We start from the raw sequence: 25991 nt of genomic DNA on the forward strand, positions 1-25991 counted from the left end.
GCGGCTACCGCCGGAGGGGATCTCATAATCCCGCCACTGCCTTCTCTAGGACGGCGGGGGTATGGCGATCGCATTCCCTCTCTCGATTCTTTGCAATGGATCACTGTGCTTACAGAAAGAGGCGTAGCCGATTGGGCTACGCCTCTTTCCGTCGCGGTCGCATCGTGCTGGAGCGTGGGGTATGGGAGAGAATCTTATAACCGCCAGCTATCAGCTCCACAGTGGGAGGTGTGGAGGGAACCTCTCCTCCACGAAAACCCCACTTTTCCGGCCCCTACCTGTCTTTCTCAGGCCTTTCCGCGAGGGGCTGGGGCGAGGCCGGGCAGGTCGAAGGCGGGAGAAGGGCTTTTTTCCGAAGGGGTTTTGTCCCTTGGGCCTCCCCATAGCAGAAGCAATGACATTTCTCAGGCACACTCTTAGGACGCGCTATGGGGGATGTGGCGGAGCGGGGAACTACGGTTGGGATGGGCTCCAGCGTTGGAGCCCTTTTTGAGCGAGGTGGATCAAGGCCAACGCTGCAAAGGGGAGCAGGACCGCATCGACCGGCAGCCGATAGCGGATCATAGCCCAGGTGAGGATGTGAAGCGTGGAATAGTATATGGCGAAGATCAGAATCAGGGCCGGGGGAGTGGTCGCGAACTGTACCCATGTTTTGGGCTCGCGGGATAGACCGTTTCGCCTCAGGCCCAGCCAGAGCCCATAAAGCATGAAGGGGAGGAGGAGGCCAAAGGAGCCAACTCTCCCAATATTGTGGAGCAGGGTGGTGTCTGGCGCGGGCCAGAACTTGAAGTAATCGCCCACCCGGCTCAGACAGAGCAGCACGTAGCGTCGGGGATCTGCGAGTATAAAGCCGATGCCCCGACGCATAAGCTCGCGATCGAGTTGCGCCTCATTCAGTCCCCGTCCTCGCAGATCCTCCGGGATGGGAGCCGCAGCGAACTCCTGGAAATGCGTTCCGTGCATAGGGTGTTGCGCGGAGTACATGGCGTACCCGGCGTTGGAGTTAAGCAGCAGGAATTGCCCGTAGACACGATAATTTCGGATCGTGAAGGGCAAGATGCATAGGGCCAAGACCAGGGCAGCGATGGCGAGGGTGACAGCGACCGTCCGTAGCCGTTTCATGCGCCATCCCAGCCAGAGTAGCCAGATGAATAGCACGGGAACCCAGGGCAAGAAGGACTGGCGCAACAAAGTCGCGATGCCCAGGCTGAGGCCGAGATAGAGACCCTGGCGGGGGGCTCGCAGACGCCCTTTCTGAACTAGCGTCGCTCGCAGGGCCAGCGTCCGCTCAAGCGACCAGACCACGGCGATCAGGTAGAGGCTCTCGGTCATCAATGTGGCGGCGTAGAGGACGAAATAGGCATAGACGGCCGCCAACAGGGCGGTGACGAGGGATAGCGCAGGGGATGCCCCTTCGAATATCCATTTTGCCAGGCGGTATAGCATCCAGGGGAGCAGCGCTCCTGCCAGCACCGCCTGCGTCAGACGGACAGCCAGAGGGTGGACGCCAAAGACGGAATAGACGGCGGCGATGAAAAGGGAGTAGAGGAAGGACCAATGAGCCGTGGGGGTGTCCGGAGGAGTGAATGGATACCAACCGCGGTCGAAGCTGAAGCCGTGTCCTGTGATCAGCCGGACCGCCAGGGAGTGATACGAGATCTGGTCCTTTAAGAGCGGTGGAACCACCACTTCATTGCCGAGGAGAAATGCCACGAGGACGCGCAAAGATATCGACAGCAGGAGGATGCCGATCAACAGAGCGCTCTCGTGCTGATCCACGAGGGCCTGGAGGCGGGGAATCCAGGAGCGCGGGGCATGCCTTGCCCCAGATGGAGGAAGTGAGTCGGGTCGAGATGGGATAGCGTTCACGATGGGATTGTGTTCATCAAACGATTATAGATACGATCGACCTGCCGATAAACGGATCGCCAGTGGTAATGCTGCTCTACCCACTCGCGGCCATTGCGGCGTAGTCTGCGATTGAGCTCCTCATCGGTGATCAGACGCGTCACGGCCGCGGCAAAGGTCTCCGCTTGGTCGGCGATCAGGATGTTCTCTTCGGTGCGCACGCGAATCCCCTCAACCCCCACAGTGGTGGAGACGATGGGAATGCCCCATAGCCACGCATCCAGGATCTTCACGCGCATGCCGCCGCCCGCGTGAACAGGCACGATGAAGACATCGGCTTGGGCTAGGAAGGGGGTCAAATCGGCCACGTAGCCGGTGACCTCGATGCGAGGGTCCGTAGCCAGGGATTGGACCTCGGGAGGAGGCTTCTTGCCGATGATCACGAGCCTGGCCTCCGGTATCTGTTGGTGGATAAGTGGGAGCACCTCACGGGCGAACCAGAGCACGCCGTGCACATTTGGAGGCCAGAACATGGTGCCGATGTGTACGATCGTGGGCGCGGAGCCCGGGATGCGTTCAATCAAGGGCACTTGGCGCGGTTCGATGCAAATCGGGACGACAGTGAACTTTTGCGCCAGGGCGCTCCGTTGCTCGGGGGGATAAAGGGCGAGCAGGTGCTCTTTGTCCTCTTCCGTCACCGTAAGCACGGCATCGTACGCCCGGCACATCGCGGCCTCATAGCGGGCGAACGCCTCGGCCTCTCGATGCACGATCACGCGTCGCAGCGCGTTCGTTTCCGTATCCGCCATACGGCGCGCGAGCAGATAGACCGCGTTATGCTCGTCCAAAAGGGTGCGCGGCGCCCCATTGCGCGCCGCGATCCGCCCATATGCTGCCATGGATAGCTGATCAGCGTGAATGATGTCATATGTATCCATCTGCGTCACCTGACGCAGTGTGGCTCTCATCTCCCCGATCTCATCCCGGGCCACGACCATGGGAAGCCCGGTGAGAAGCCCTTTTACCCCTGCCCGGATGTTACGCCACAGGGAGCGACGCATCAGGACGGTATATACTCTGTGACAGATTCCCTCCAGGTGTTCAATGGCCTCCCGGCTGTCATCTGGGCGTATAAAGGAGACCAGCGTGACCTGGTGCTGCTCTGCCAGGTAACGTAGCATGTAATAGGCCCGCACTTTGGGGCCGGCGTTCAGTGGGTATGGCAGCACCTGGGTCAGGAAAAGCACCCTCGCCATGCAGGTCACTGCCCCTTGAGCTGGAGCATCACGGGCAACGTCTGAAGCATGATGAGTATGTCCAGGTACAGGGAGGCATGCTTGACGTAGTACAGGTCGTACTCCAGCTTGATGCGGCTGTCCTCAACGGAGTTCCCATACCGGTAGCGGATCTGAGCCCAGCCGGTGATGCCCGGCTTGACCGCGTGACGCGCGCGATAGATGGGCAGCTCGCGAGCCAGCCGGCCGACGAAGTGCGGTCGCTCGGGTCGTGGGCCCACGATGCTCATCTCGCCGCGTAGGACGTTCCAGATCTGCGGCAGTTCGTCCAGCCGTGTCTTGCGCAGCCATCGCCCCACGGGTGTCACGCGATCGTCGTCCTCTCCGCTCCACACGGGGCCGGTATCCTGCTCAGCGCTCGGAACCATGGATCGGAACTTGATGAGCACGAAGGGCTTGCCTCCCTGCCCCACTCGCTGCTGTCGATAAAACAGGGGGCCCGGTGACCAGATCGCGTTGCACACAGCCACGATGGCAGCGACCAAGGCCAGAGTGGGCAACGCTGCCAGCGCGATGACCAGGTCCATGAATCGTTTGACGGCAAAGTACAATCGTGTTGATGGCCCGTCGAGCGGCCCCAGCAAGATCTGCAAGTCCCGGCGGGCGTATTCCACCGGCAGACGGGCCGTGAGTCGTTCGTATATGTCCTCTAGCGTGCGAACCCGTAGGCCGACCTCTCGGCAGTCCAGCAGGGCTTCATACACATGTGGGGGCAGCTTTTGCGCCCCATCCAGGGCTACGATGATCTCGTTCGCGTCATGCTGGCGGGCCAGCTGCACGAGTTTCTGGACCTCACCCAGGATGGGGATCTGGTTATCATCGAGGCCCTGCGGCGTAGATTCCGCCGTGACCAGCCCCACGATCTGGTATCCGGTCCCGCGGAAGGGGTTCGCGTTGTCGGCACGGCTGGCCTGGTAGAGGGCCGGTATGAGCGCTCGCGCCGATTCCGATGCGCCCAAGATGATGGCGCGTTCTCGGAAGGCCGGCTGGTTGAGCGCCCGGGCGTAGAAAACGCGCCAGCTCAAGACGGCCCCCATGCTGAGCAACAGGAACCCAAACGCATAGCTGCGGGTGGAAATGGGCGGGGTCAGCCATGGGATAGACAGATACGTAAACCACGTAAGCAGCGTGGTGGTCCCTGCGCTGGCCAGGATCGTGGTCGTGCTGGCCGCGCGCGCCAGATTGTAAATGTCGAGGACCAGTCCGAAGCCGAACCACAAGCTAGATAGCGTGGCAAACCATTTGATGTGAGCCCATACCACAGGGATGGATAGCGGGAACCCGCTCCAGAGCGTCACCGCGGCGATCAGTGCCCCGTTGATGAGAAGCAAATCCATGAAGATCAACAGGAGCCTGCGTTCTGCGACGGTTAGCCGTAATCCCAGTTTGATTCGCCACAGCCTCTGGCGACGGATTGCTGGGGAAACTAATTCCATGTTATCGCTCCTCCTACATCTCGCTTCCCCGACCCACACCTGGGAGATGAGCTGATCGCTCTATGTGAGATATCATCCTTAATCCTTATATGGACTCTAGCTCACGAAGCGTGAGTTCGGTATGCTCCCGGCGCGACCGTGAACGAAGAAGGGGTGTGATGAATATTCGTTGTAGCCACGAAGTCGTACATCTGGAAGAGCATCCGGGTCTCGACGATCCGGCGCGTGTCGTACCAGGCCCGTCCAGCTTCCCCCATCGCCTTCAGACGATCGGGGTCTCGCAGCATTTCCTCCAATGACCGGGCCAGCATGGCCGGATGTCTCGGCTCCACGATCTGCCCTGTCACCCTGTCCTCTACGTATTCCGGCAGAGCCCCCACGCGGGTAACGAGAACGGGCTTGTGGAAATAGTAGGCTGCCGAGATCAAAGCGGACTGAGTGGCGTCCGTGTAAGGGAGCACCACAAGCCCACACCGGCGGAACAGGTCGATTGCCTCCTCATCATCGATGAGACGGTTCCGGACCTCGAGTTGTTCCGGCAATGGCCCGGCCCACAGGTTTGAGATATTCCCCGGCCCGGCCAGGACGACCTTAGGGCCATTCGGGGAGATATTTTCCATCATCTCGCAGGCGGTGAGTAGATCGTCTATGCCTTTATATCGCTCCAGGCGTCCGAAGAAGAGAGCCCACGGCTCGTATCTCACCGCGTCGGCCTGATGGGATAAGGCGGTGAGGTGTGTGTGGCTGAGGAAGAGGTGCAAAAGCGGTGTGAACGTGATGCGAGACCAGGGCACCCCCCAATCCAGCAGCCGGTTCCGATAACTCCGATTATGTACGAGAACGTGGTCGACGGCCCGGATGGTCAGCCAGTTCCAGAACTTGAGCAGGAATCCGTAGCGCGCGTAAGAGGTGCCGGAGTGTGGATCTAGATCGTGTAACGTGTGGATCGTAGGGATGTTCTGGTCGGTCAACGCGCGGGCCAACAGGGTATTCCACAGATGGGGCCCGGTGAAGTGTACCAGATCTGGGTGGATATGGCGGACCGTGCGATGGACGGCCGTCAATCCACGGCCATTTAACCCCTCTCGGGAGAGTCCTGTGTTCGTTGTCAGCACAGGCGTGTGAATGATCACCTGAGGGGCATAGCGATCGCGCGGCACGCGCTTTGTGGTCACGAGGTGGACCTCGTGACCCGCGTCGGCCGCCCGATTGGCCAAATCAGCCGTATATTGGTGCATTCCAAATGTTGGAGATAGCAAGATGTAACAGATGCGCATAGTTTCGTCCGTAACGATAGTTTGTGTTCTATCTTTATGGAATCCTGGGGAGAGCAGAGTTCCCTGACACAAATGAACCCCGTGTCATGTTTCGACGTCGACGCGATAAAGGCAAGCTATTTTGTGTGGCTGAGTATAAGGTATTGTATTGTGTGCGCTCTGTCAATGGGTGATGGCTTACGGGTGGCTTACAATGCACGGCGCGAGCGAGTGGGCTTTTGGCCGGCAGTGTGTCACATGTCGGGGAGTGCTTTCAGTAGAGCCCGGTACGTTTGGGCTCGAGTGGCCAGCTTCGGGGAGAACGCGGAGCCTATGGTGGCCGCCAACCATCGTGGCCAGTAGGCCAGCCGTAGGAACCACTTGAATCGGCTGGCCCGGCGATCCCCGCCAAATTTACGATAGAATTGGATCTTGCTGCGGTATAGCTGGATATACATGGCTTGGGCAATCTGAGAGGAGCTGGCCTCTCCGTGATGAATCACCACTGCTGTCGGCACCCACCATAGCTCCCATCCTGCCCGGGCCAGACGGTAGCACAGATCCACTTCCTCCGTGTACATGAAATAGGACTCATCGAGCAACCCAATCTGATTCAGCGCTTCCCGTCTGAGTAGTAAGCAGGCGCCCTTGATGACCTCGACCCGCCTGGGGGTCGTGTCGTCCCACCGGTGCATGGGATAGGTCGCCCTCGCCCGAACACGCTCCAGGAATAACAGCCGCCACAGCTCACGGCCGGGGGTTAACATCGGGTGGCAGGAGGGCTGCAGACTCCCATCAGAGTTCAACAGCCGAGCCCCAGCCGCCCCGGCCCTTGGATGGGACTCCATAAAGGCCACCAGTTCCTCCAGGGCTCCAGGGAGCACTTCCGTGTCGCTGTTCAAGAGGAGGATGTACTGTCCCTGGCATTGTCGGATGGCCTGGTTATTGGCGCGGGCGAAGCCCACATTCTCCTGGTTCTCGATGAGATGAACCCAGGCGAAGCGTTCTCGGACCATCTGAGCGCTGCCGTCGTCTGAGGCATTATCCACCACGAGCACCTCGAAGGCGCTCTCGGGTGGATGGGCAGCTATGGACTCCAGGCACTTCGCCAGCAGATCACGAGTGTTCCAGTTGACGATGATGATGGATAGATCTACGGGTGGCATAAGCGGCATCACGAAGGGGGAATAGGCGCGCCTGGCTATACAGAGGCGAGGGTCATATCTTCTGCCCGCGAGATACCATCTGTTCGATCGACACGAGGCCCCCGAGGAACAGCCATACCAGCACGCTGGCCTGAAAGCCTGGGAAGCCGATGTTGTATACGAAGGGAAGGATCCAGTCGGCGAACATCATCAAAGTCAGTGCTCCCGCCCAGGCGGCCAGCATCCCGTTCGTGAATCCCTGGATAAACCCGCTGGTGGCCTGAGAGCGCAGATGTAATGCCAGCCGGATGACCTCGACGGCGAACCAGAGGAACAACCCCAATCCCAGCAGCCCGACGTGTGAGAAGAGGTCCACGTAGTTGTTGTGGGAGGAGACGTTCGGCTCCAGCCAGTAGGCACCCCCGTATGCCAGCGGCTCCATCCGGGCGTATCGGCGGTACGCGGCGGGGCCCAGCCCGGTGATCGGATTACGCAAGGTGACCTGGACGACCCGGCTGATCAGGGCCAGGCGAGAGCCCCCACTCTCTTCCCACTCCGCGCTTCCCCCCGCGAAGTTGTAGATCGCTGGAAAGAAGATGACCAGAAGGATCAGCGCGAGTCCCACCAGGAGCCACCGCCAGCGTGTCCAGCGCAGCCAGGCCAGGACACAGAGCGCCGCCGTCACCCCCGCCCAGTTGGAGATCGTCTCGCGCTGGAGCTGGAAGGAGTACACCAGCACGGATGCCAGCGTTGCGATCAGGAAGAGCCGCCATCCCAGGGAAAGGTTCCGATTGAAGAGGAGCTGTCCGCCAGCCAGAGCGCTCAATAGCATCCAGAAGGGGGCTCGGGTCAGGGCGATCGTGGTGGTCCGGTGCACAATTCGAGCCCCTTCCGGGATGACCCGCAGAATGGCTAGCATGCCTCCAATGGCCAGGAAGGTGAAGGTCAAGCGTCGCAACGTCGCCTCATCACGTACCCAGTTCCCCGTCAGCCAGAAGATCCCGGCTGAGAACGCGAAGAGGGCCCATTGTGCCAACTGCACGATAGTGAAGTGAAAGGAGTAGGGCACTAGGGGATCCCACAGCGCGACGCCTATTCCTAGCGAGAGCAACCCGGTTGCCAGAAAGAGAGCCAGGGGTTTGGTCGTGCGCGATGGGAACAGATGCAATGTCCGCTCGCGGATCATCCTGAGCAGCCACACGCCCAGCAGCGCTGGCACCAATAAAACGGTCGGGTTCAGGACCACATCGGTGCCGGTTCCCAGGGCGTAGCGGGCGAGCAGGGCGCTGGGGATCACGGCGGCGAGGCCGACGACAGGATGCCGCAGCAGGACGAGAGCACCGAGAGCCCCGACGAGTAAGATGAACACGAAGGGGGAGGGATGCGCGCCGATGTAGAAGGCTCCCAAGAGGGTGAGGAGGGTTCCCCAGATCTTGAGCCGCCGGATAGCGACGGGACGCTCCGCGATCGCTCTCACTGTTATCCAATCACCTCTCGAATACTTGTGGGACGTCTGGACGCTTGCTTGCGTGTTTCACGCGTTGCTGGGGGAGGGAGCAGGAAAGCGCCGGTATTCGGGCACGAGGCCATAGTCATTTCGATGCCGCCGGATACGCCTCAGGTAGTTCAATGTCTGTGACGAAATGGGCTGGCGCGTGGAAGCGAATCGCGGCCAGCCGAGGAAGGCGTCGATCGTGGCTTTGGCCAGCAACCGCAGTGAGGCCGGGCGCCTCCACGTGAGCTTGAGCCGGCTGCCGAGGAAATGCAGTGTCTCCTGAATCCAATACGGCCAGGGATAGAACGTCCATACATACCAGAGGTAGTTACGCAAGCCATAATAAGTGACCGGGCGGTAGACGGATCCCGTGGGACGGCAATGCCATACCTCCAACGAGGGGAAGTATCGGACCTGCCATCCGGCCTCGATCAGGCGCGTGCATAGATGAAGCTCTAGCCAGGAGCGGAAGAAGTGAAACGGGTAGTATCCCACCTGACGTAGGGCCTCCATCCGGAGGCCGGCCCCGGTCCCGTTATATGCGGCGGTAGGAAATCCTCTGGCCGGATCCCCCTCCGGAATGAATTGGGGGCTATCGTACGCGATGCGCCCGGTGTCCTTCATGCGGATGGTGCATGCCACGGCCCCCAGGGATGGATCGGACTCGAACCGATCGACGATCTGCGAGATCCAGTCCGGGCTGGCGGGCAAACCATCGTCGTCGATGACGATCACGTACTCTCCATTGGCGTTCGCCAGGCCGAAGTTGTAGGACACCATGCCGAAGTTCTGGGGGCATCGGAGCACTTTGACATCCGGGTATCTGGAGCGGACGATCTCTACGGTGTTATCCGCGGAGTTGTTGTCCACCAGAATGACTTCATAATGAGCGTAATCCTGAGCGGAAAGCGCCTCCAGGAGCTCCAATACGCTCTGGCAGCGATTGTAAGTCAATGTGACGACGCTAACCAGGGGGGGCAAGGGGCTCTCCTCTGGGCGCCGATCGCCCCTGGTCGGCCGAGGTGACGGTGCCCTACTCATATCCTTGTCCCGTTCTCCCGCGGAAAAAGTCGATGATGCCTCGAATCAGGGCATCTCGCTCCGCCTTTTTCCCTCGCCATTTCGGCCTCAGCGTCCAGGTCAATGCGGTCAGTAGATGACGTAGCAGGACCGCGCTGAGGCGCGCGATCCCGCCGCGGTGCTTGGCGATGAGCATCAGCGAGTTCCGGGTCATGTAATACGTCGTGCGGGGCAATTCGTCGGCGCGAACGTGATGACTGCGGTGCCATACGCGAGCTTGCGGAACGTAGAGGATCTTATATCCCAGGCGTCTCGCCCGGAGACACCAATCGACGTCCTCGCGGTATAGGAAGAATCGATCATCCAGAAGCCCAACCTGGCTCAGCGCCGCGGCTCGGATCAGCACCGCGGCCCCGATCACGTAGTCGACCTCCTCTAGCTTGTCGAACTGTCCCTCGTCCGGCTCGTCCAGGCCCCGTTGGTGAGAGCGCCATAAAAGGTCGAGGGTGGCGCCAGCCGACTGAATTCGGTCGGGATGGTCCAAATGATAGATCTTGGGGCCCAGAAAGGCTGCTTCCGGGTGTTGCTCTGCGGCGGTGACGAGATGTCGCAGCGCGTCCGGCGCGATGGTCACGTCGTTGTTGAGCAAGAAGATGTACCGAGGAGACAGGCCCAGCGCATGTTGGATACCCGCGTTGTTGCCTCCTGCGTATCCCAGATTCCTCTCCAGCGCCAGCAGATGGACTTGCGGATATCGTTCCCGGATGGCCGCCACCGAGCTGTCTGTGGATCCATTGTCCACGACGATGATCGTGAGGTCCGGATACTGCGCCTCCGTCACTGAGCGCAGGCACCTTAAGGTATAAGCGGCGTTGTTCCAGTTCAGGATGACGACGCAGACCGGGGGGAGCCTATCGGGGCTGCTCATAGGCGATTTCCCCGACCGGGACCCGGGGAGTGATGAGCTGTTCATAGATGGCCGTTAGCTCGCGTACCTCCTCCTCGATCCGCCTGACCGGTGGGATGCCCTCCCGTAGCCTGTCTAGCAAAGCGGGAGTTTGCAGGATCCTGCGGATTTGGCGGGCCAGGTCTGGCACACTGGCGCGCTCAAAGAGCAATCCGTTGACCTCGTGACGAACGAATTCGCTCATCCCGCCCAGATTCGTCGCGATGACCGGGGTTTGGGTGGCAAAAGCTTCCTGGATAACCAAGGGGTTGTTTTCATACCAGAGTGACGGCACGACCAGTACGTCGATCTGAGACAGGACCTCCCCCAGCCGGTCATGGTCAAATGCTCCCATGAATTGGATACCCGGATGATGGGCGGCCATCTCCTGGAGCTGAAGGGAGTAAGCGGGCGATTTCCCCAGGGCACCGAAGATGCTCAAGCTGGCCTCCTCACCTGAGACCGCCTCCCTGAACGCCTGAACGAGAACGTGAACCCCTTTGATGAACGAGATCTGCCCAATATACCCGAACCGGATCTTCCCTGAGGGCGTCTTTCCCGGATAACCCTGGAGCCATGACAGATCATGGCCATATGGAAGAACCTGGATGGGGAAGGAGAACCCATTCAGGTGGAAGATGTCTTTCAAGAAGGAAGAGGGAGCGATCACGTGGTCGGCCAGCGCCAATGTGGAGCGCAAGAAGGCTTTCCGGTGCGTTATGTTGATCCCCATACCGCGCAGCCCTCGCCATCGCGTCAGGCTGGGATAGCGGCTGAGCATGGATAGAAAGCGGGTCACCACTGGCTGTGGCAACACCTTCGAGGGGAAGGAGTACACCTTGGCATTTCGCAGCATGCAGCGCAGGCACTCCTGATCCGTCGTGCGCCCATCGCATAACTCGCCATCGCTTCGCAATAGATTCAGGCGGGGACAGAGAAACCAGAAGTCCGTCAGCGTGATAACCAGCGGGATATTCGCTTCTTTTACAACATGTATGGCGCTCGCGGAAAGCGTGTAACACGATGTGATGTGTACGATGTGCGGCCGGAATCGCTTCAGGTAGTCGCGCAGGTGTTGCGCGACGACTGGATTGTCGTAGAGGTATCGGTTCGGGTCGGGGGCCTTGGTCCAGTTCAGATGTAACCTGCGTATGGGGACATCGTTGTACATGTCCTCGCTGTACCCGTTCCAATGTTGTGGACCCTCGTCCCACTGTCCGGCACACAGGACGCGAACGGCGTGTCCCGCTTGCAGAAGGGCGTGTGCAATGCCATACGTGTAATTCTCGGTTCCCGCCGTGTGTGTGGGCGGGAAGAAATTCGATATGAAGAGGATTTTCATGAGTGTTTCAGTCTCAATGCAGCGCGCTGCTCCTTTAAGGCATCCAGAAGGCGACGCCCCAGGAGTGATTTGAGGAACTTGGAGACGACCTGTCGATGCCGGAGCGCCACGGGAGGATAGGCCATGATGGCCCGTAACAGGAAGCCTCGGGTTTGCCCCATGTGCCGACATCCATAGGCCAGAAGCCCCAGGGCCAGATAGGCATGTCCGTAGGCCTCGGAGCGTATCCTCTGAAGCTCTGTAGGCAGAACGTCGTCCTCGAACACCGCCTGCAGGCTTCCCAGCATGTCTTGGACGCTTCGATTCAGGTCCAGATGGCTGAAGACCCCGTGGAATCCGGGCGGTTGATGGGCGCAGCCGATCTCATAGAAAGCATCCAGCTTGCTCGCGAGCTGTGGATATACGGTGAAGGCTCGCCTCAGGTATTCCTGTGCCTGAAGCCTGTGTCCCTGTTGCAGGTGGGCCAACGCCATGTTCAGATAGAGTCCCCCGTAAGCGCGGCGCCGAATTGGAGGCCAGGTGGCGGGATCCCCCTCTTCTGGGCCGAAGTGCTTTTGGACCACGGCGCGCCTGGCCGTCGCCATACGCTCCAGGTCCGCCGTCATGTTGCGCCCGTGGATCCGATATCGAACCAATGCCTGGGGCACGCCGACCATCTGGTATCGGGGCAGGATCCGCAGCCACATATCCCAGTCCTCGCAGGCACGCAGGCTTTCATCGAAGAGCCCGACATGGTCGAAGCAAGCCCGGCGCACGATCACGCCGCAAACGTTCAGAAAGTTCGAATAGGCGAGTGTGGCATACAGTTGATCCGGCGGCACGGTCTTGATGGCGATCTGGGGGAGTTCCTTCCCGTGGGCGTCCACGTAGCGCCATCCGCAATAGGCGGCTCCGATCGATTCGTCGCTTTGCAGGGCCGGGACCATCGTGGCCAGGTATTCAGGCGCCCACTTATCATCGGCATCCAGCAGGGCGATGATCTCGCCCTCGGCGATGCGGATACCTGTATTGCGCGCCGCGGAGAGCCCACGGTTCTCCTGCCAGACGTAGCGCACCCGATCCCCGAAGGTGCTCACAACCTGGGGGGTGGAATCCGTCGACCCGTCATCGATCACGATGATTTCGAGATCCTGGTAGGTCTGATCCAGGGCGCTTTGAATGGCCTCCCCCAGGTAGCGGGCGTGGTTGTATGTGGGGATGATCACGCTAACTTTCGGCATATCGCGTCTCGGTCGGATAAATGCGTGCCAGTCGCTTCAGCCGTTGGATATGTCTGCGTCCCAGGATGGCGCGCACAAGCCACAGGACCCAGTCCGTGTGCCACAGGACAGGGGGCCACGCGGCGAGGCCGCTCAGCAGGAATCGACGTGTGGACGCCATGTCCTGGAGCACGGAGTAAGCCAATCGGGCGAGGGCCAGGTAGGCCCATCCATAGGCGCTGGCTCGCTGATCCCGTACAGCGACCGGGAGATCCCCGGCCGAGAACAGAGCATCCAGGGATCGGATGACCGTCCGCTCGGCCACGTCGAGGTTCAGATTCCGGGCGCTTCCCTCGTCTATCCGGCTCTGATGTGCACAGGCGATCCGGGTGTAGAAGTCCAGATCCCGCAGATATCTCGGATTTGCCCGGATCGCGCGCACGAACTCCGCCAGCGCGTCATCGGGACGGTTCACGCGCCAGGCAAGCACGGCGAAGTAGAAGTGTTGGTTGGCGTAGGCTTCGTCGCGCCTCCGGATCGCCGTAGCTGGGAGGTTCGGCTGGCGATAGAACGTGTCCAACGTGGCGAAGTGGATCTTTCGTCTCTTGGCCCAATCCAGGTGAAAGTTCCGATCGTGGATCCGGTAGAGGACGCGAGGGCGCGCGATGCACTTGAACCGGCATCCGTGGGCCGCCCATCGCAGCCACATCTCCCAATCGTCCAACCCTGGCGTGAACATCCCCCATCGCTCAAAGCACCTGCGTCGGATCAGGGCGGAGGAGGGAAGGATCGGGAACCCCATAAGCAGTGATTCCAGGAGATCCCCTTCCTTGGGCTCGGGGGCGGGCGGGATGGGGACCACCTGTCCCTCCGCATCCATAATCCGGAATTGCGTGTACACCACATCGGCGTCCGGGTGTGATTCCAGAACGGCCACGCACTCCCGTAGCATGTCCGGATGCCAGAGGTCGTCCGAGTCCAGGCAGATGATGTATCGCCCTCTGGCCTCCCGGATCCCCGTGTTTCGAGCTACCGCATTTCCTTGGTTGGGCTGCCGGATGATCGTGATTCGCTCGCTGGCGTAGCGCTGCAATGCTTGGGAGGTTTCCTCCTCCGATCCATCGTCAACGATCGTGATCTCCCAATGGGGGTACGTCTGGCCCAAGACGCTCTGGATCGTATCGTCGAGATAGGCGATCCGATTGTACACGGGAATCACGACGCTGACCAGAGGGGCGGAAGGTGTGTGCGACATGATCACTCGATATACCCCAGCATGCGGAGCCGATCGACCATGGCGGCGGCTTCCTCTTTTGAGAGGGCGTGGGGATCGTGCGGATCAGGGCTGCTGATCGGCTCCTCGTTCAGGATAGGATGATCTTCCACGAATTCAGGAAGGAAGATCTCGGTAAGGACCCGCCCGTCCAGATCCGCGGGGATGGGAAGGCCGAGCGCGTACAGGAGCGTGGGGGCGATGTCGATGAGGCGGGCTGACTCAACCCGATATCTCGATCGGATAAAGGGGGCCTTGGCGATGAGGATCCCCTCCATGGTATGTATCCCGCTCCAGCTTTTGGTGTCGATCGGCAGGGTGGGATAGATGATGGATCCCTCCAAAGCGTTGGACAGATGGTATCGCCTTGCCACCCGGAACAGGATGTCGGGGGCTGATTCCATGTGAGGACCCGTGTAGATCTCCTCGCGACGCCATATCTGCTCTACGACCGCCTGCCCCGTGGTGGGGTCCACCAGCGTGCTCAGATCGTGGATGATCTGCTGGCGCACCGCCTCATACTCCTCTGGCCTCACGATTCCCTTGGGGTTCCGTCCCGTCAGATTGATGACGATGCCGCCGATTGGGTCGGCCAAGGGAAAAAAGGAGGCGATCGTGTGGGACCACTTGATGCCTCCAGAGGAGAACTGGGCGATCGTCTGTCGGGCCTGGGTAGGTAGCTCACCGATGAGCCTCTGGCGCAGCGGAGAGGGAAGAAGGGACTTGGCGCGACGATACATGGTGCGGAGCAGGCCTTCGCCGTCGGATTGCCCCCACGTGGTCTGGTATCCTCGCATCTGGAGCCACACGTTCACGCACAGTTCCGTGGATGGTCGTGGCATGGCGCCGTGATCTGAGATTACGTATACCAGGGTGTCTGGCCCTACCCGGTCTAGCAACAACCGGACTCCTTCATCCGCCAAGCGATATAAATGATTGATCGCGTCGGCGAGCCACGTTGGCTTATCTTTTGCGCCTTGCGTCGTCGCCTCCGCGTAGCGCCAAAAGCGATGTTGAACGCTGTCCAGGCTGTGCAGATGGAACCAAAACAGGTCGAACGGCCCTTTCTGCTCCAGGAGCCGCGCCCCGATACGGAAATGGGTCTCCGTATTCCAGATCAGCTCCTCTAAATATGCCTCGTCGTCAAAGCCCTCCAATTGTTCCGGGCCTTGGTGACGTGCGAGGGGGCCGATCTCCTCGGATAGATCCGGCGGGTACGTGTAGGCGCGTCGATGATCGGGGGTGACGGGGCCGGATATCATGATGCCGTTGATCGGCCAGGCGGGGTAGGTCAACGGGATATGGAAGGCTCCCACTCGCATCCCTCGCTTCCCCAGATAGTCGAAGATCGTCATCCCCGCGTATTCCGTCGCGCTGGCCAGCGTTTCCTTGCGTCCGTGAGGGGCGTTCAGGTCGAGATGGCGAAAATCGAAGATGCCGTGCTTTCCTGGATTCTTGCCCGTGATCGCCGATACCCACGCGGCCGGCGACAGGGGCGGGATGGTCGATTGCAGCACCCCATGCGAGCCCTCTTCCATCAGCCGCGCGAGCGTGGGCAATTGCCCCGCCTGCAACAAGGGGGTGATCACGTCGAACGTCGCCGCATCCAATCCAATCACCAAAGCTCTCGCTTGACCGAAACTCATCTCATCCACCTCTCAACGCTCTCTTCACTTCCCGGGATGACGACTTCACTTATGCCTGCTCGCGAGGGGGGTAGGCATCGGGGATGGGGGCTCCCAAATGCGGCCGTTCACCTCCCATGCGGTATAAGGGACGTAGATTCCAAGCCGCTCGTTGGCGATGTCGATGTTCCCAGGGCCATCCACCTGAAACCAGGGGGAATGTCCTCTCGCCATTACGGAGGCATTCGATCGATCGGTGATGGCCACCTGTGCCCGGTATGCCCCACCGTATAGCTGCAGTGGTTCGATCCGCAAGGCGAACTCCCCCTCTCCTGCGAGCGTGATGTCGGTGAGCTGTGCGTTAGGCTGATTCGATCGAACCGTAAAACATGCTACCCCATCATCGCGAAAGAGGCGTATGTGGAGTATAGGCCTTTCGACAGGGGTATGCGCCCGATAGCGCACCTGGATTTTGGCGCCATCGAAGTATTCAAAGGCCTCTCGATGGCGTCCTTGTAGGTCGAGAACGGAGATGTCCGTGATCTCTAAGGCTTCCGATGAGACGTCATCTGCCTCATGCGTCGTCTGGGCAGCGATCGTCCGGGCTCGGCGAAGATCGTGCTCATACATGCGCAATACGGCGCTGGATTCTCCATCCTTAATCAGTTTTCCCCCGCGCAGATAGATGGCCCTTTGGCACACGGTCTGCACCATGTGCGAGCTGTGGGAGACGAACAGCAGGGTCGTCCCCGCCTGGAGCAGCTCGGCCATCCGATCCATGCATTTTTGGCGGAAGCCCGCGTCGCCCACGGCCAGGACCTCATCGACCAGCAGGATGTCGGGATACACATGGGCGGCCACGGCGAACGCTAAGCGCACGTACATCCCGGAGGAGTACCGTTTCAGCGGCGTGTCCAGGAAGCGCTCGAGCTCCGAGAAAGCCACAATGCTATCGAAGGCCTTTTGGACCTCCCGACGGCTGAGCCCTAGGATCGACCCGTACAGGAAGATATTCTCTCGACCTGTCAGCTCCGGATGGAATCCAGCGCCCAGCTCGAGCAGCGTGGATACGCGCCCGTTCACGGAGATCTCGCCAGAGGTGGGCCGAGTGATCCCCGCAATCAGCCTGAGCGTGGTGGATTTGCCGGCTCCGTTGGGGCCCACCAGGCCCACGGACTCTCCCGGAGCGATCTCAAAGGATACGTCCTTGAGCGCCCAGATGTTGGTGGTTCCCTCCTCTCTGTTTCGCGAAAGCAAGCTTGCTAACGTGGATCGTAGGGAACCTGTGTAGACGCCCAGACGGTAACGTTTGTGGACATGGTGAAATCGGATTGCGTGGCTCATGGTCCTCAGATAATATCGGCAAAGATCGGTTCAACGCGTTTAAAGAACGCGTAACCGGCGAGAAGCAGGATCGTGGTCGAGAGCGCCCCCGTGGCCAGCAGGGTCCAATCGGGGGGGCGTCCGTGTAGAAAGATATTGCGATAAGATTCGATGATCCCCACCATTGGGTTCAACGCGTAGAGCGTGCGCAGGTGTGCGGGCACCAGGCTGGAGGGGTATACGATGGGGGTCGCGTACATCCAGATCTGGACCGCCAGCGGGATGACGAACCGGATGTCCCGGAAGAACACGTTCAAGGCGGATCCGATGAGCGTGACCCCGACGGCCAGTCCCGTTTGCAACAGGACGAGGAGGGGGAGCCAGAGCATAGTGGCGCTCAAAGGGTAGCGATAGACCAATAGCATGCCGATGAAAACCCCGAAGGCGAAGCAGAAATCCACCAGACTGGCCCCGATCGCCCCCAAGGGGAGAATTTCCTTGGGAAAGGCCGCCTTCGTGATCAGGTTCATCTGATTCACCAGGCTGGGAATTCCCTGGTTGAGCGATGTGGCAAAGAAGCTCCAGGGGACTAAAGCCGCGTAAGCGAATAACGGGTATGGGATCCCGTCGGAGGGAACCCGAACGAGGACGGAAAATACCAACGAAAATATAGCGGCCAGCGCGGCCGGCTGCAGGATGGCCCAGGCGATGCCGAGGATGGATTGCTTGTAACGCACTCGTACCTCGCGTTGAATCCAGAACCAGAGCAACTCGCGGTGTGTCCATAGCGTGGTCAGGTGTTGCCTCATTGTGAAGGAAACTAACCCCTTTTCCGCCTTGATAGTTGCCATATGACTGCACATCCGATGACTAACAGGCTGGATGTCGCCCCGATGAGCAGTGTGAGCGAGGGGGGGATCTCGTTCGCTTGTGGCCGGGTGGTCTCCCAAGAGCCGGCAGGTGTGATGGTCGGTTGAACGGGCGTTGGGGCGACCTCCGTCGGCATGATTATGGGAGTGGGTGTGGGTTTCATTGTCGGAAGGGGGACGAACGTTTGTACAGGGATCATCGGGGCGGAGGTTTGTCCCTCCGCATACCAGATGTCACGATGATCGGCCTCCCATACCGCGTGTAACTCGGCTCCTCGCGTGATCTCCAGGGTCATCCCCTCCAGGCCGCCAGGAACCCCCTGGGCGATGTTCCGCCATCGGCTCCAGGGACCGCCGTCCCATTGGCTGTAGGCGATGATGCGGTTCGTCCCCAATCCAAAGACGGCGTGCACCCTGCCGGATGAATCCATCGCCAGGTCACCGCCGCTTAATCCGGATCCTTCCGCGGGGGATGAGAGTGGCAGAGGGCTGGACCAGGTTCGCCCGGCATCTGAGGACCAGCGATGGTATCTACCGCCCACTCCAACGCGCCCGGTATACAGGATATGTACCTGTCCGTTTCCGTCGGTCAGGATGGCGGTAACCATGTGGTCGGGAGGGGCGATCTCCACGGGCTCCGACCAGCTCTGGCCGTCGTCCGTGGATCGCGCGTAGAAGGCTCCGAGCGGAGGATATCCACCCGGCTGCGCCACCACGTTCCAGACCAGGTGTAAGGTGCCGTCTGGGGAGCTCCTCAGGAAGACCCCGCCGGGGGCGATCGTCGCATCCGGAAAGGAGGATGAGATGGCCAGATCAGGAGCGCTCCAGGTTCGCCCCCAGTCGGTGGAGGTCAGATGGTAGATCAAGCCGGAGGGCATACCGTACGCGACGTGAAGCTCGTCCTCCACCCCTAATGTGATATCGCCACCCACCTGTGGTGGTTGTGCCAGAGATAGGGGGGGCGTCCAATCCTGGGCGGATCGAGGGTCGGTGCTTCGGCTGTGACTGTAGGTGAGAAATTCACTGAGCCCGCCGTACAGGATGTGAATGCGCCCGTATGGATCGATGACCCCTCGGGGAAAGTCCATCCGACCCTGAGGTTGGGTGAGCACATCGATCGGCTTGGACCACTGGTCTCCGTCCTTGACCATGTAGAAGATGGCGGGACGGCTCTGGTCTGCGTCCTCCGACTCGATCTCGTTCCAGAACAGGTGCAGGCGTCCCATCCTGTCGCTTAGCAGAAGCGGGCGCAATCCCACCTCTCCATCGGAGCTATATAATCGGGTGGGAGTACGCCAGGTGCTTTGTTGGGCTTGTGACGGCCTCGGTGCGACCTGGAGCATATAGGCGGTTCCCCACAACAGCAGCACGAGAAAGTATCTCATCATCGATGGAAGGTTTTATCTCAATACCATGATGTCGTAGATCTCTGTGCGATGAGGCAGGAAGTCATATTCTTTGACCAGTTCGTACGTTTCCGTCTCCTTGGAATGTTGAAAGATGGAGACCTTGCAAACGGGCTCCAGGAGTCCTGGGTCCGCTATGTTATTCACGATGTGGGTGCTCCTAGACTTTCTCCTGCCCGTACTCGACCCGACTATAATGTGTCCATTCTCTACGCACAAGCCGCGCGTATATCCGCTGTTCAGGATAATCACGTCTGTTTGGTGGTTTTTGATTTTTCTTCTAGCCGACTCGCAGTAGAAAACCCCGTGATCTGACACGATCAACGAGTGTGGATGGTATATTCCGTTTAATATCTTTGTCCCTTTCGTAATGTTATAGACGTATCCGTTTGTTGCCGTGCTTTTGAGCTTGCCCTTTTGTGGCCCGAATGCGGATATGTAAATGTCTCCTTTGTGTATGGCAATTGAATTGATGTGATGGCTGCTGGTTGTGTTTCTACAGGCGACAGGGCTGCAGATCGAACGATCCAGGATCATGCGCATGAGGGTTCGTATTTTGGGTCTTTTGTGTGCTAGGAGCCTTCCTGTTGTCGTGATGATTACCCCAGCCTTATCTTTATATGAATATGGTTGCCATATGCTTTTTACAAAAGTGATCTTCCGGGATTTTGTGTCTACGTGATACAGAATGATCTGCTCCGTCCCTGTGGAGGCGACGTACAGGTTGTTGCGTCCATCTAGAAATATGGAGTGGACATCGCTTGCTTCCGGCAGCCTGGCGACCCATATAGGCTCCATTGTGTCCTTTCGGATCACGGTTATAGCCGGCTTCTCTTGACGATCATCTTCCGGTTGATTCGCTGCGTATATATGCTCGTCATCTTGTGTGATCCCTGTAAACCCCCTGTTTCTGATGAGGCTGGGTATCCACGATTGTTGTCCGTTCGTTGTGTCCAACACTACGAGATTCGATTCTGTGGTGTGAGGTGGCTGGTTGCAGAATGAGATGACCAATCTCACTTTGGAAAGGTTCTCCTTCTGTGATGGTCGTGAAGCGATTCTGTAACGTCCACGGGGCAGAATGGAAAGGAGCTCTGTTGCCGCCCCAATCCACTCTTTGAGAGGATCGGGAGCGTTGAATCCCCCAGAAGGTTCCTTTCCTCGCTGCCGCTTGTTTGTCCGGGCTCGCCCCGGATCTCACCTGGACCGAGCCCGGACAAACAAGGAGGTGGGGGAGAGATCTCCTACCCGAACAGAAGGTGGTAGAAACGGCGCAGGGATGATTTGGTAACGGCCGTCATGAACAGCGACGGAACACTCACGCCCAGGATGATCAGTATCGGCTGATAAAGGATCTGGTGTCCGAGCAACCAGGGAGCAACCTGCCGAATTACCCGGGCGAAGAACTCCAGCACTTTGGGATGGAGGAGATATATGCCGAAGGATTTACGCCCGAGCTGGTGAAACAGGTTGGAAAAGGGGGCGAGGACGTTTCCCATCGTTGCGAAGCACAGGATAAAGTAGAGGGCGTATAAGCCCCCGGAGATGGCGAGGGGGGTTCCCCGCCAATCGCGTCCTGTAAGTCGGTAGATAAACTCGGGCTCTACAATGACGAGCAGCGTAAGGACGGCGAGGAGGGCCAGGGCCTTCCTTTTAGATGGAAGCACCAGTGGAAGGATGCGTTCACGATGGAAGCTGAAAACGACCCCGAAGACGAAGAAGAAGATCCATCCGGGAAACAGCCATGGTGATGTGATATGCCTGATAAGGGTGGCGTGAGAGATCTTATCCGAAAATAAGAGAAGATACTTGAGGGCTATGACGGCTATCTGGACTATGGCCGCCCCGATCAGAGCAAGCTGCCATCGGGCTTTTACGGTGCGTACGACGAAAGGGGACAAGAGGTAGAATTGGCAAAGCAGGGGGACATAAAAATACGCTGATGTGGCTTGCCCCTGAATCAGGCGAACGAGATATTCGGTGAAGGGATACGTTTGCCCCTGGATCGCGTCTCCTATGAATATGACGATGGACCAAAGAAAGTAAGGAATCAGCAGGTTGGAGACTCGGCGCCTGATCATCCTCCAGTTGAGCATATTCTGCGTCCCGCGCGCGGCGTAGGCAATAAAAAAACCCGATACAAAAAGGAAAGCGGGCACGCTAAACACGGTCAGTTGTTTGGCTGCTAGTAATCCATAGTAAGGCAGGCTGCCAACCTGATCGAAGTTGGGAGGAGGCACATGCCGGTAGCGATCCACCCACCAGAACATGGCTGTATATCCCCATGATGCCGCGTGGTTGATGACGACGGCCAGGATGGCCAGCCCATTGAGAAACAACAGCCGGTTCTTCACTACGAGATCCTCATTGTTACAGTTGGATGATCTGGTAGTTTATCTGGTCATATCCACTGCCCCATGGATCACCACGCTCAAAGATCCCGATCCCAGCCTGGTAAGCCAGGTGGAGGTAGTCATCGGCTTCCGAGGGGATCGACATCTCGGCTGCCAGGAAATCGCACATGACGCAATCGATCGCTACCGGGTCAACAGCGAAGAACAGGCTGTTGGGCATCTGTCCCCCAAACGTCGACCACGGCGAGGGGGGGATATTGAACTCCTTGGCTCCAAACAGTCCATCCCCGATGGTTAGGATGGTCTTGTTTTGGATATGAGGGTTCTGGAATAGATCAACCAATGGGTTGTAGGTGGATGAGAAGTAGTCCCCTTTCGGATCGATATACGCGTGAAAATTCCCGGGCTTGTTCACGCTCCCAAGGTGATTCTTAAAGCCCAGAGAGATCCCGGCAAGGCTGTGGCGCTTTAGGATGGGCATGTTGATCACGTAGGTGGCGCGAATCAGGACGTCTGTGATCCTCGTTGGCGGCGGAGCTGGCGTTCCGGCGGGCGGTGAGAACGTGATGTAGGCCGCCGGGTCGCTGCTGCTAAATCCCGCGGTCTCCCGGCAGTGGGCATCGAAGAATCGCACGCCGTTGTATAGACATCCGTTCACAAATCGATCGGGCATCCACCGGATAGCGTCGTAGACCCAGATATCGGACTCCGCCACGCCTCGCTTCTTTAAGCCCCGGATAACGGCGTTTACGGGCTGGATCAAGGCGTCGATCTTACCGCTGGTGTTGTCACACACACGTTGGGCATTGTTGAAATTCACCTTGATGGCGATCCCCTGACCTGGGCGGTAGGAGGGCAGCAGGGCGGCCCACGCGTCGGCGACGGTAGACGTCCCGGTCAACGCCATAAGCCCTTGGTCAACCATCGCATCGACGACGTCCTGATCCACGTAATTCCAGTATTGGCTGTCCGTTCTATCCCAGTACGTGGCGTCGTTGCTGTGGACATGGACGACCGTGCCCGTCGTCGGCGGTGCGGCCGATGTGGCTGTCGGGCTGGGTGTGTCGGTTGGTGTTGGCGTGTCCGTAGCCGTGGGCGTCTCGGTCGGCGTGGGCGTATCCGTCGGTGTTGGCGTGTCCGTGGCTGCGGGCGTGTCGGTCGGCGTCGGTGTGTCGGTTGCCGTGGGCGTGTCCGTCGCGGCAGGTGTATCCGTGGCTGTCGGCGTATCGGTCGGAGCGGGCGTGTCCGTCGCCGTAGGTGTCGCTGATGGGGTGGATGTGGCCGAAGGGGTGCTCGTGGCCGTCGGACGGAGAGGCGTCATGGAGGGCGTGACGGATGCGTCCGTATGGTGCCAGATGTCTGGAAAATACCGGGTCTCCTCCGCACGGAAGGACAACACGCGGGCGATCGTTCCGGGGATGCCGACCACCCCGGCGGCGCCAGCTAACAGCTTTAGCAATCGCCTGCGTGAGATCCGGGCGTTCATATCCATGAATGTCGTCCTTTTGCCCTCGGTCCTTGAGTCGGCCATGCGGGAGTGGCCAGGAATCGCCACTGTACTATTTGGAGAGACGCATGACCGGCATACGAAGATACGCTGTGGTGCGCTGTTTCCGTCCGATATCGGTGGCGATACGAGCGACTTGCTCTGGCGTAAGCTCCAGCGCCTGGGCGATGACTTCCATAGGGACGCCTGCCTCGCGTCCCGCCCAGACCACATCCAGCACCTCAAACGGCACCCGGAAGAAGAACTCCTCCTGGGTCCCGCCGGCGCTGTACGTATCCGTGGTGGGCTTTCGTGCCCGGATCTCCTCCGGCACGCCCAGGTGCTGTGCCAGCTGGTAGACCTGTGTCTTGAACAAGTGCGCGATCGGGCTGACGTCCACGCCGCCGTCGCCGTGTTTGACGAAAAATCCCAGATCGTGTTCGTCTCGGTTGGCCGTGCCGACGACGGCGTAATTGCGTAATTCCGCATGGTAGTAGAGCATCGCCATGCGGGTGCGCTGCTTGAAGTTGGACGCGGCGACGATCTCGTAGTATTCACGCGGGGGGAGCCGCTTGCTGTATTCCTGCCCGTCTGGGCTGGTCACCTTCAATAGGAAAAAGTTCAGTGTCTCCTGTTCCAGCAGGTTCCCCGGCAGGACGATCCTGGCCTTCCAGCCGGGGCCGTATTCGGGAAACACGCGCCGGATCGCCTCGTCTCGACGGCGGTAGCAGCCGAATCCCTCCAGCGCCGCCGTGATGTCCTCCGTGACCGTCTGCACACCGTAGTGTTGCGCGACCTTCAACGCCAGTTGGGTGCTATCCGGGCTGGACTCCCTCTCCGGGAGGAGTATGCCGACGACGCGGTCGGTCCCGAAGGCTTTGACACATAGGGCCAGCACCACGGAGGAATCCACCCCGCCGCTGATGCCTACCACGGCTCCTTTGCGGCGGAGCCTCTGATGTACGGCCTGCCGAAGCCAGGTCGTGATGCGTTCCGTCTCCGCTGCGACATCCAGATCGAGAGCGCTTTTGTCGAAGTTTGCAATGGGCTGATGGGCGCTATGACTGTGACCGTTCATTTTTTCACTCTGTTGAGGCAGATAGTGCGGGCGATCCCGCCGGCGATCTCGACGGGGATGCCGTTGTGGATCACCCGGCGGCGCGCTCGCTTGCCGCCGCGATGGGCTGCGTGTGATCGACGACCTTGAGCCGATCCCAATCGTTGAAATTCGCCGGACGGAATCTCTTGACGAACTGTTCGTACACCAGCTGGGTCGATAGGATCCCCACCAGGGCCATGTCCTCGATCTCGCTGAGCGGCCGGCCTTGTTCGGCCTTGCGTACCAGCTGAGCCACTGCGGCGGGATGGAAGAGGTGGCTCTCCTTCAACGACCGGTCCGAGAGCAGCTCACGCACGTACTCGGGCGTGGAAGGGGCGAAGAAGCTCGGGTGGATAGGGGCCCGGTAGGGTTGTTTGGGACGTTTCCAGATGTCGTCGGGCAGAAGCTTTCTCCCCAGCTGCTTTAATAGCCATTTCTCCGTCAGCCCTCGCAGCTTCAGCCGGGGCGGCAACCGGCTGCAGAATTCGACCACCCGATGATCGAGGAAGGGGAAGCGTCCCTCGACCGAGTGGGCCATCGCCATTCGGTCTCCCTGTGAGGAGAGCAGATATGGGGAGAGGAAGGTGACGATCTCCAGGTATTGCGCTTGCCCCAGGTGAGACCAGGATGAAAAAGATGGAGGAAGGGGGATGGGATATGTGCCCCCGTCGCCCGCGTGTGCGTCCCGTCGGTGTTGTAAGAGAAATCGACGCGCACGTCTCATGTTCATCCAGCGGATGGCATGCGAGTAGAAGGGTGAGTCGGTATCTGTCAGCCCCTTCCTGAAGAAGGCGGCCCGATAGGCGCGGCCCCCGCGGTGGAGATCGGGCACGTAAGGATAGAGGCGATCCAGCAACAGCGGGCGCATGCGGGAGTCGGGAGCTTTGGCCCAGAAGCGACGGACCTTCATCTCCTTGAAGATGTTGTATCCCGCCAGGAATTCGTCGGCGCCCTCCCCGGTGAGCACGACCTTCAGCCCGTGTTCGCGCACGAGCTGCGAGAGGAGGAACATCGGGGCTGGCGACGTTCGGAGGATCGGGGTTTCCGTGTGCCAGATCACGTCGGGAAATACGCGCGCGATGTCCGCATACGAGCAGCGGGTGATCCGGTGGTGAGTGCCCAGGAACCGGGCCATCGCCTCTTGATATGGGCTCTCGTCAAACGCCGGATCATCGAAGGCGATGGAGAACGTATCCAGCCGGTTATCCGTGTAATTCCGGATCAGCGCCGCCGTCACCGACGAGTCCAAACCGCCGCTCAGATAGGCGCCGACGGGCACATCAGCCCGCAGTCGGATCCGGGTGGCGTCGATGAGCAGGTCTTCGAATTCATCCAGGTACTCCTGATCGGTGCGCTGGGGGGCGTTCCCTGGCGCGAAATCGAGCTCCCAGTATGGGTGGAGGGTAAATTGCCCGTCTCGCACCTGCAGGTAATGGGCGGGTGGGACCTCATAGATATCCCGAAACACCGTATACGGGGACAGCGTGCTCCAGAAGGTGAACACCTGCTCCAGAGAGGAGGGGGCGATCTCGGCGCTCGTGTCCGGATGGGCCAACAGCGCCTTGATCTCGGAG

Annotated in this window: 20 protein-coding genes; all 20 read right to left on the reverse strand. The window is 59.7% G+C overall.

Going from position 1 to position 25991, the window contains the following annotated elements; all coding sequences use genetic code 11:
- Positions 1–453 precede the first annotated feature (453 nt).
- Entirely contained in the window at positions 454–1779 is a 1326-nt protein-coding gene (locus GXP39_11815) for a glycosyltransferase family 39 protein (GenBank protein NOZ28721.1), read from the reverse strand.
- Between the two features lie 86 nt (positions 1780–1865).
- Complete coding sequence (locus GXP39_11820; GenBank protein ID NOZ28722.1) at positions 1866–3104, reverse strand: glycosyltransferase; 1239 nt, start codon at positions 3102–3104, stop codon at positions 1866–1868.
- A 5-nt stretch (positions 3105–3109) separates the two neighbouring features.
- Positions 3110–4579, reverse strand: coding sequence for a sugar transferase (locus GXP39_11825; protein NOZ28723.1), 1470 nt, complete (start codon positions 4577–4579; stop codon positions 3110–3112).
- A 101-nt stretch (positions 4580–4680) separates the two neighbouring features.
- Positions 4681–5856, reverse strand: a complete 1176-nt coding sequence (locus tag GXP39_11830) for a glycosyltransferase family 4 protein (protein ID NOZ28724.1) — start codon at positions 5854–5856, stop codon at positions 4681–4683.
- 233 nt (positions 5857–6089) lie between these two features.
- On the reverse strand, positions 6090–7001 hold the full coding sequence (locus GXP39_11835; protein NOZ28725.1) for a glycosyltransferase family 2 protein: 912 nt from the start codon (positions 6999–7001) through the stop codon (positions 6090–6092).
- Between the two features lie 52 nt (positions 7002–7053).
- Positions 7054–8457, reverse strand: a complete 1404-nt coding sequence (locus tag GXP39_11840; GenBank protein NOZ28726.1) for a hypothetical protein — start codon at positions 8455–8457, stop codon at positions 7054–7056.
- Positions 8458–8514: 57 nt separating this feature from the next.
- Positions 8515–9456, reverse strand: coding sequence for a glycosyltransferase (locus tag GXP39_11845; protein NOZ28727.1), 942 nt, complete (start codon positions 9454–9456; stop codon positions 8515–8517).
- 52 nt (positions 9457–9508) lie between these two features.
- Entirely contained in the window at positions 9509–10423 is a 915-nt protein-coding gene (locus tag GXP39_11850; GenBank protein ID NOZ28728.1) for a glycosyltransferase family 2 protein, read from the reverse strand.
- Positions 10407–11783 carry a glycosyltransferase family 4 protein gene (locus tag GXP39_11855; GenBank protein ID NOZ28729.1) on the reverse strand — a complete coding sequence of 459 codons (1377 nt, stop codon included), beginning with the start codon at positions 11781–11783 and terminating at the stop codon, positions 10407–10409. Before GXP39_11855 ends, GXP39_11850 begins: the two co-directional genes overlap by 17 nt.
- Positions 11780–13003, reverse strand: coding sequence for a glycosyltransferase (locus GXP39_11860; protein NOZ28730.1), 1224 nt, complete (start codon positions 13001–13003; stop codon positions 11780–11782). The genes GXP39_11855 and GXP39_11860 overlap by 4 nt, the downstream gene beginning before the upstream one ends.
- A complete protein-coding gene (locus GXP39_11865; GenBank protein ID NOZ28731.1) occupies positions 12990–14237 on the reverse strand; it encodes a glycosyltransferase in 1248 nt (415 codons plus the stop codon). Before GXP39_11865 ends, GXP39_11860 begins: the two co-directional genes overlap by 14 nt.
- A 2-nt stretch (positions 14238–14239) precedes the next feature.
- Positions 14240–15901 carry a hypothetical protein gene (locus GXP39_11870; GenBank protein NOZ28732.1) on the reverse strand — a complete coding sequence of 554 codons (1662 nt, stop codon included), beginning with the start codon at positions 15899–15901 and terminating at the stop codon, positions 14240–14242.
- A gap of 45 nt (positions 15902–15946) precedes the next feature.
- Positions 15947–17224 (reverse strand): ABC transporter ATP-binding protein, encoded by a 1278-nt coding sequence (locus GXP39_11875; protein NOZ28733.1) that lies wholly within the window; start codon positions 17222–17224, stop codon positions 15947–15949.
- 5 nt (positions 17225–17229) lie between these two features.
- A complete protein-coding gene (locus GXP39_11880) occupies positions 17230–18012 on the reverse strand; it encodes an ABC transporter permease (protein ID NOZ28734.1) in 783 nt (260 codons plus the stop codon).
- An 11-nt stretch (positions 18013–18023) separates the two neighbouring features.
- Positions 18024–19442 (reverse strand): hypothetical protein, encoded by a 1419-nt coding sequence (locus GXP39_11885; protein ID NOZ28735.1) that lies wholly within the window; start codon positions 19440–19442, stop codon positions 18024–18026.
- Positions 19443–19472: 30 nt separating this feature from the next.
- Positions 19473–20498 (reverse strand): DUF4915 domain-containing protein, encoded by a 1026-nt coding sequence (locus tag GXP39_11890; GenBank protein NOZ28736.1) that lies wholly within the window; start codon positions 20496–20498, stop codon positions 19473–19475.
- A gap of 224 nt (positions 20499–20722) precedes the next feature.
- Complete coding sequence (locus GXP39_11895; GenBank protein ID NOZ28737.1) at positions 20723–21832, reverse strand: acyltransferase; 1110 nt, start codon at positions 21830–21832, stop codon at positions 20723–20725.
- 16 nt (positions 21833–21848) lie between these two features.
- Complete coding sequence (locus GXP39_11900; GenBank protein NOZ28738.1) at positions 21849–23324, reverse strand: DUF362 domain-containing protein; 1476 nt, start codon at positions 23322–23324, stop codon at positions 21849–21851.
- A 67-nt stretch (positions 23325–23391) separates the two neighbouring features.
- Entirely contained in the window at positions 23392–24396 is a 1005-nt protein-coding gene (gene nadE, locus GXP39_11905) for an NAD(+) synthase (protein ID NOZ28739.1), read from the reverse strand.
- A gap of 70 nt (positions 24397–24466) precedes the next feature.
- Positions 24467–25991: asparagine synthase (glutamine-hydrolyzing) (gene asnB / locus GXP39_11910; GenBank protein ID NOZ28740.1), on the reverse strand; the 1525-nt coding region annotated here is incomplete at its 5' end.

The organism is Chloroflexota bacterium (assembly GCA_013152435.1).
In the GTDB taxonomy this organism is placed as follows: Bacteria; Chloroflexota; Anaerolineae; order DUEN01; family DUEN01; genus DUEN01.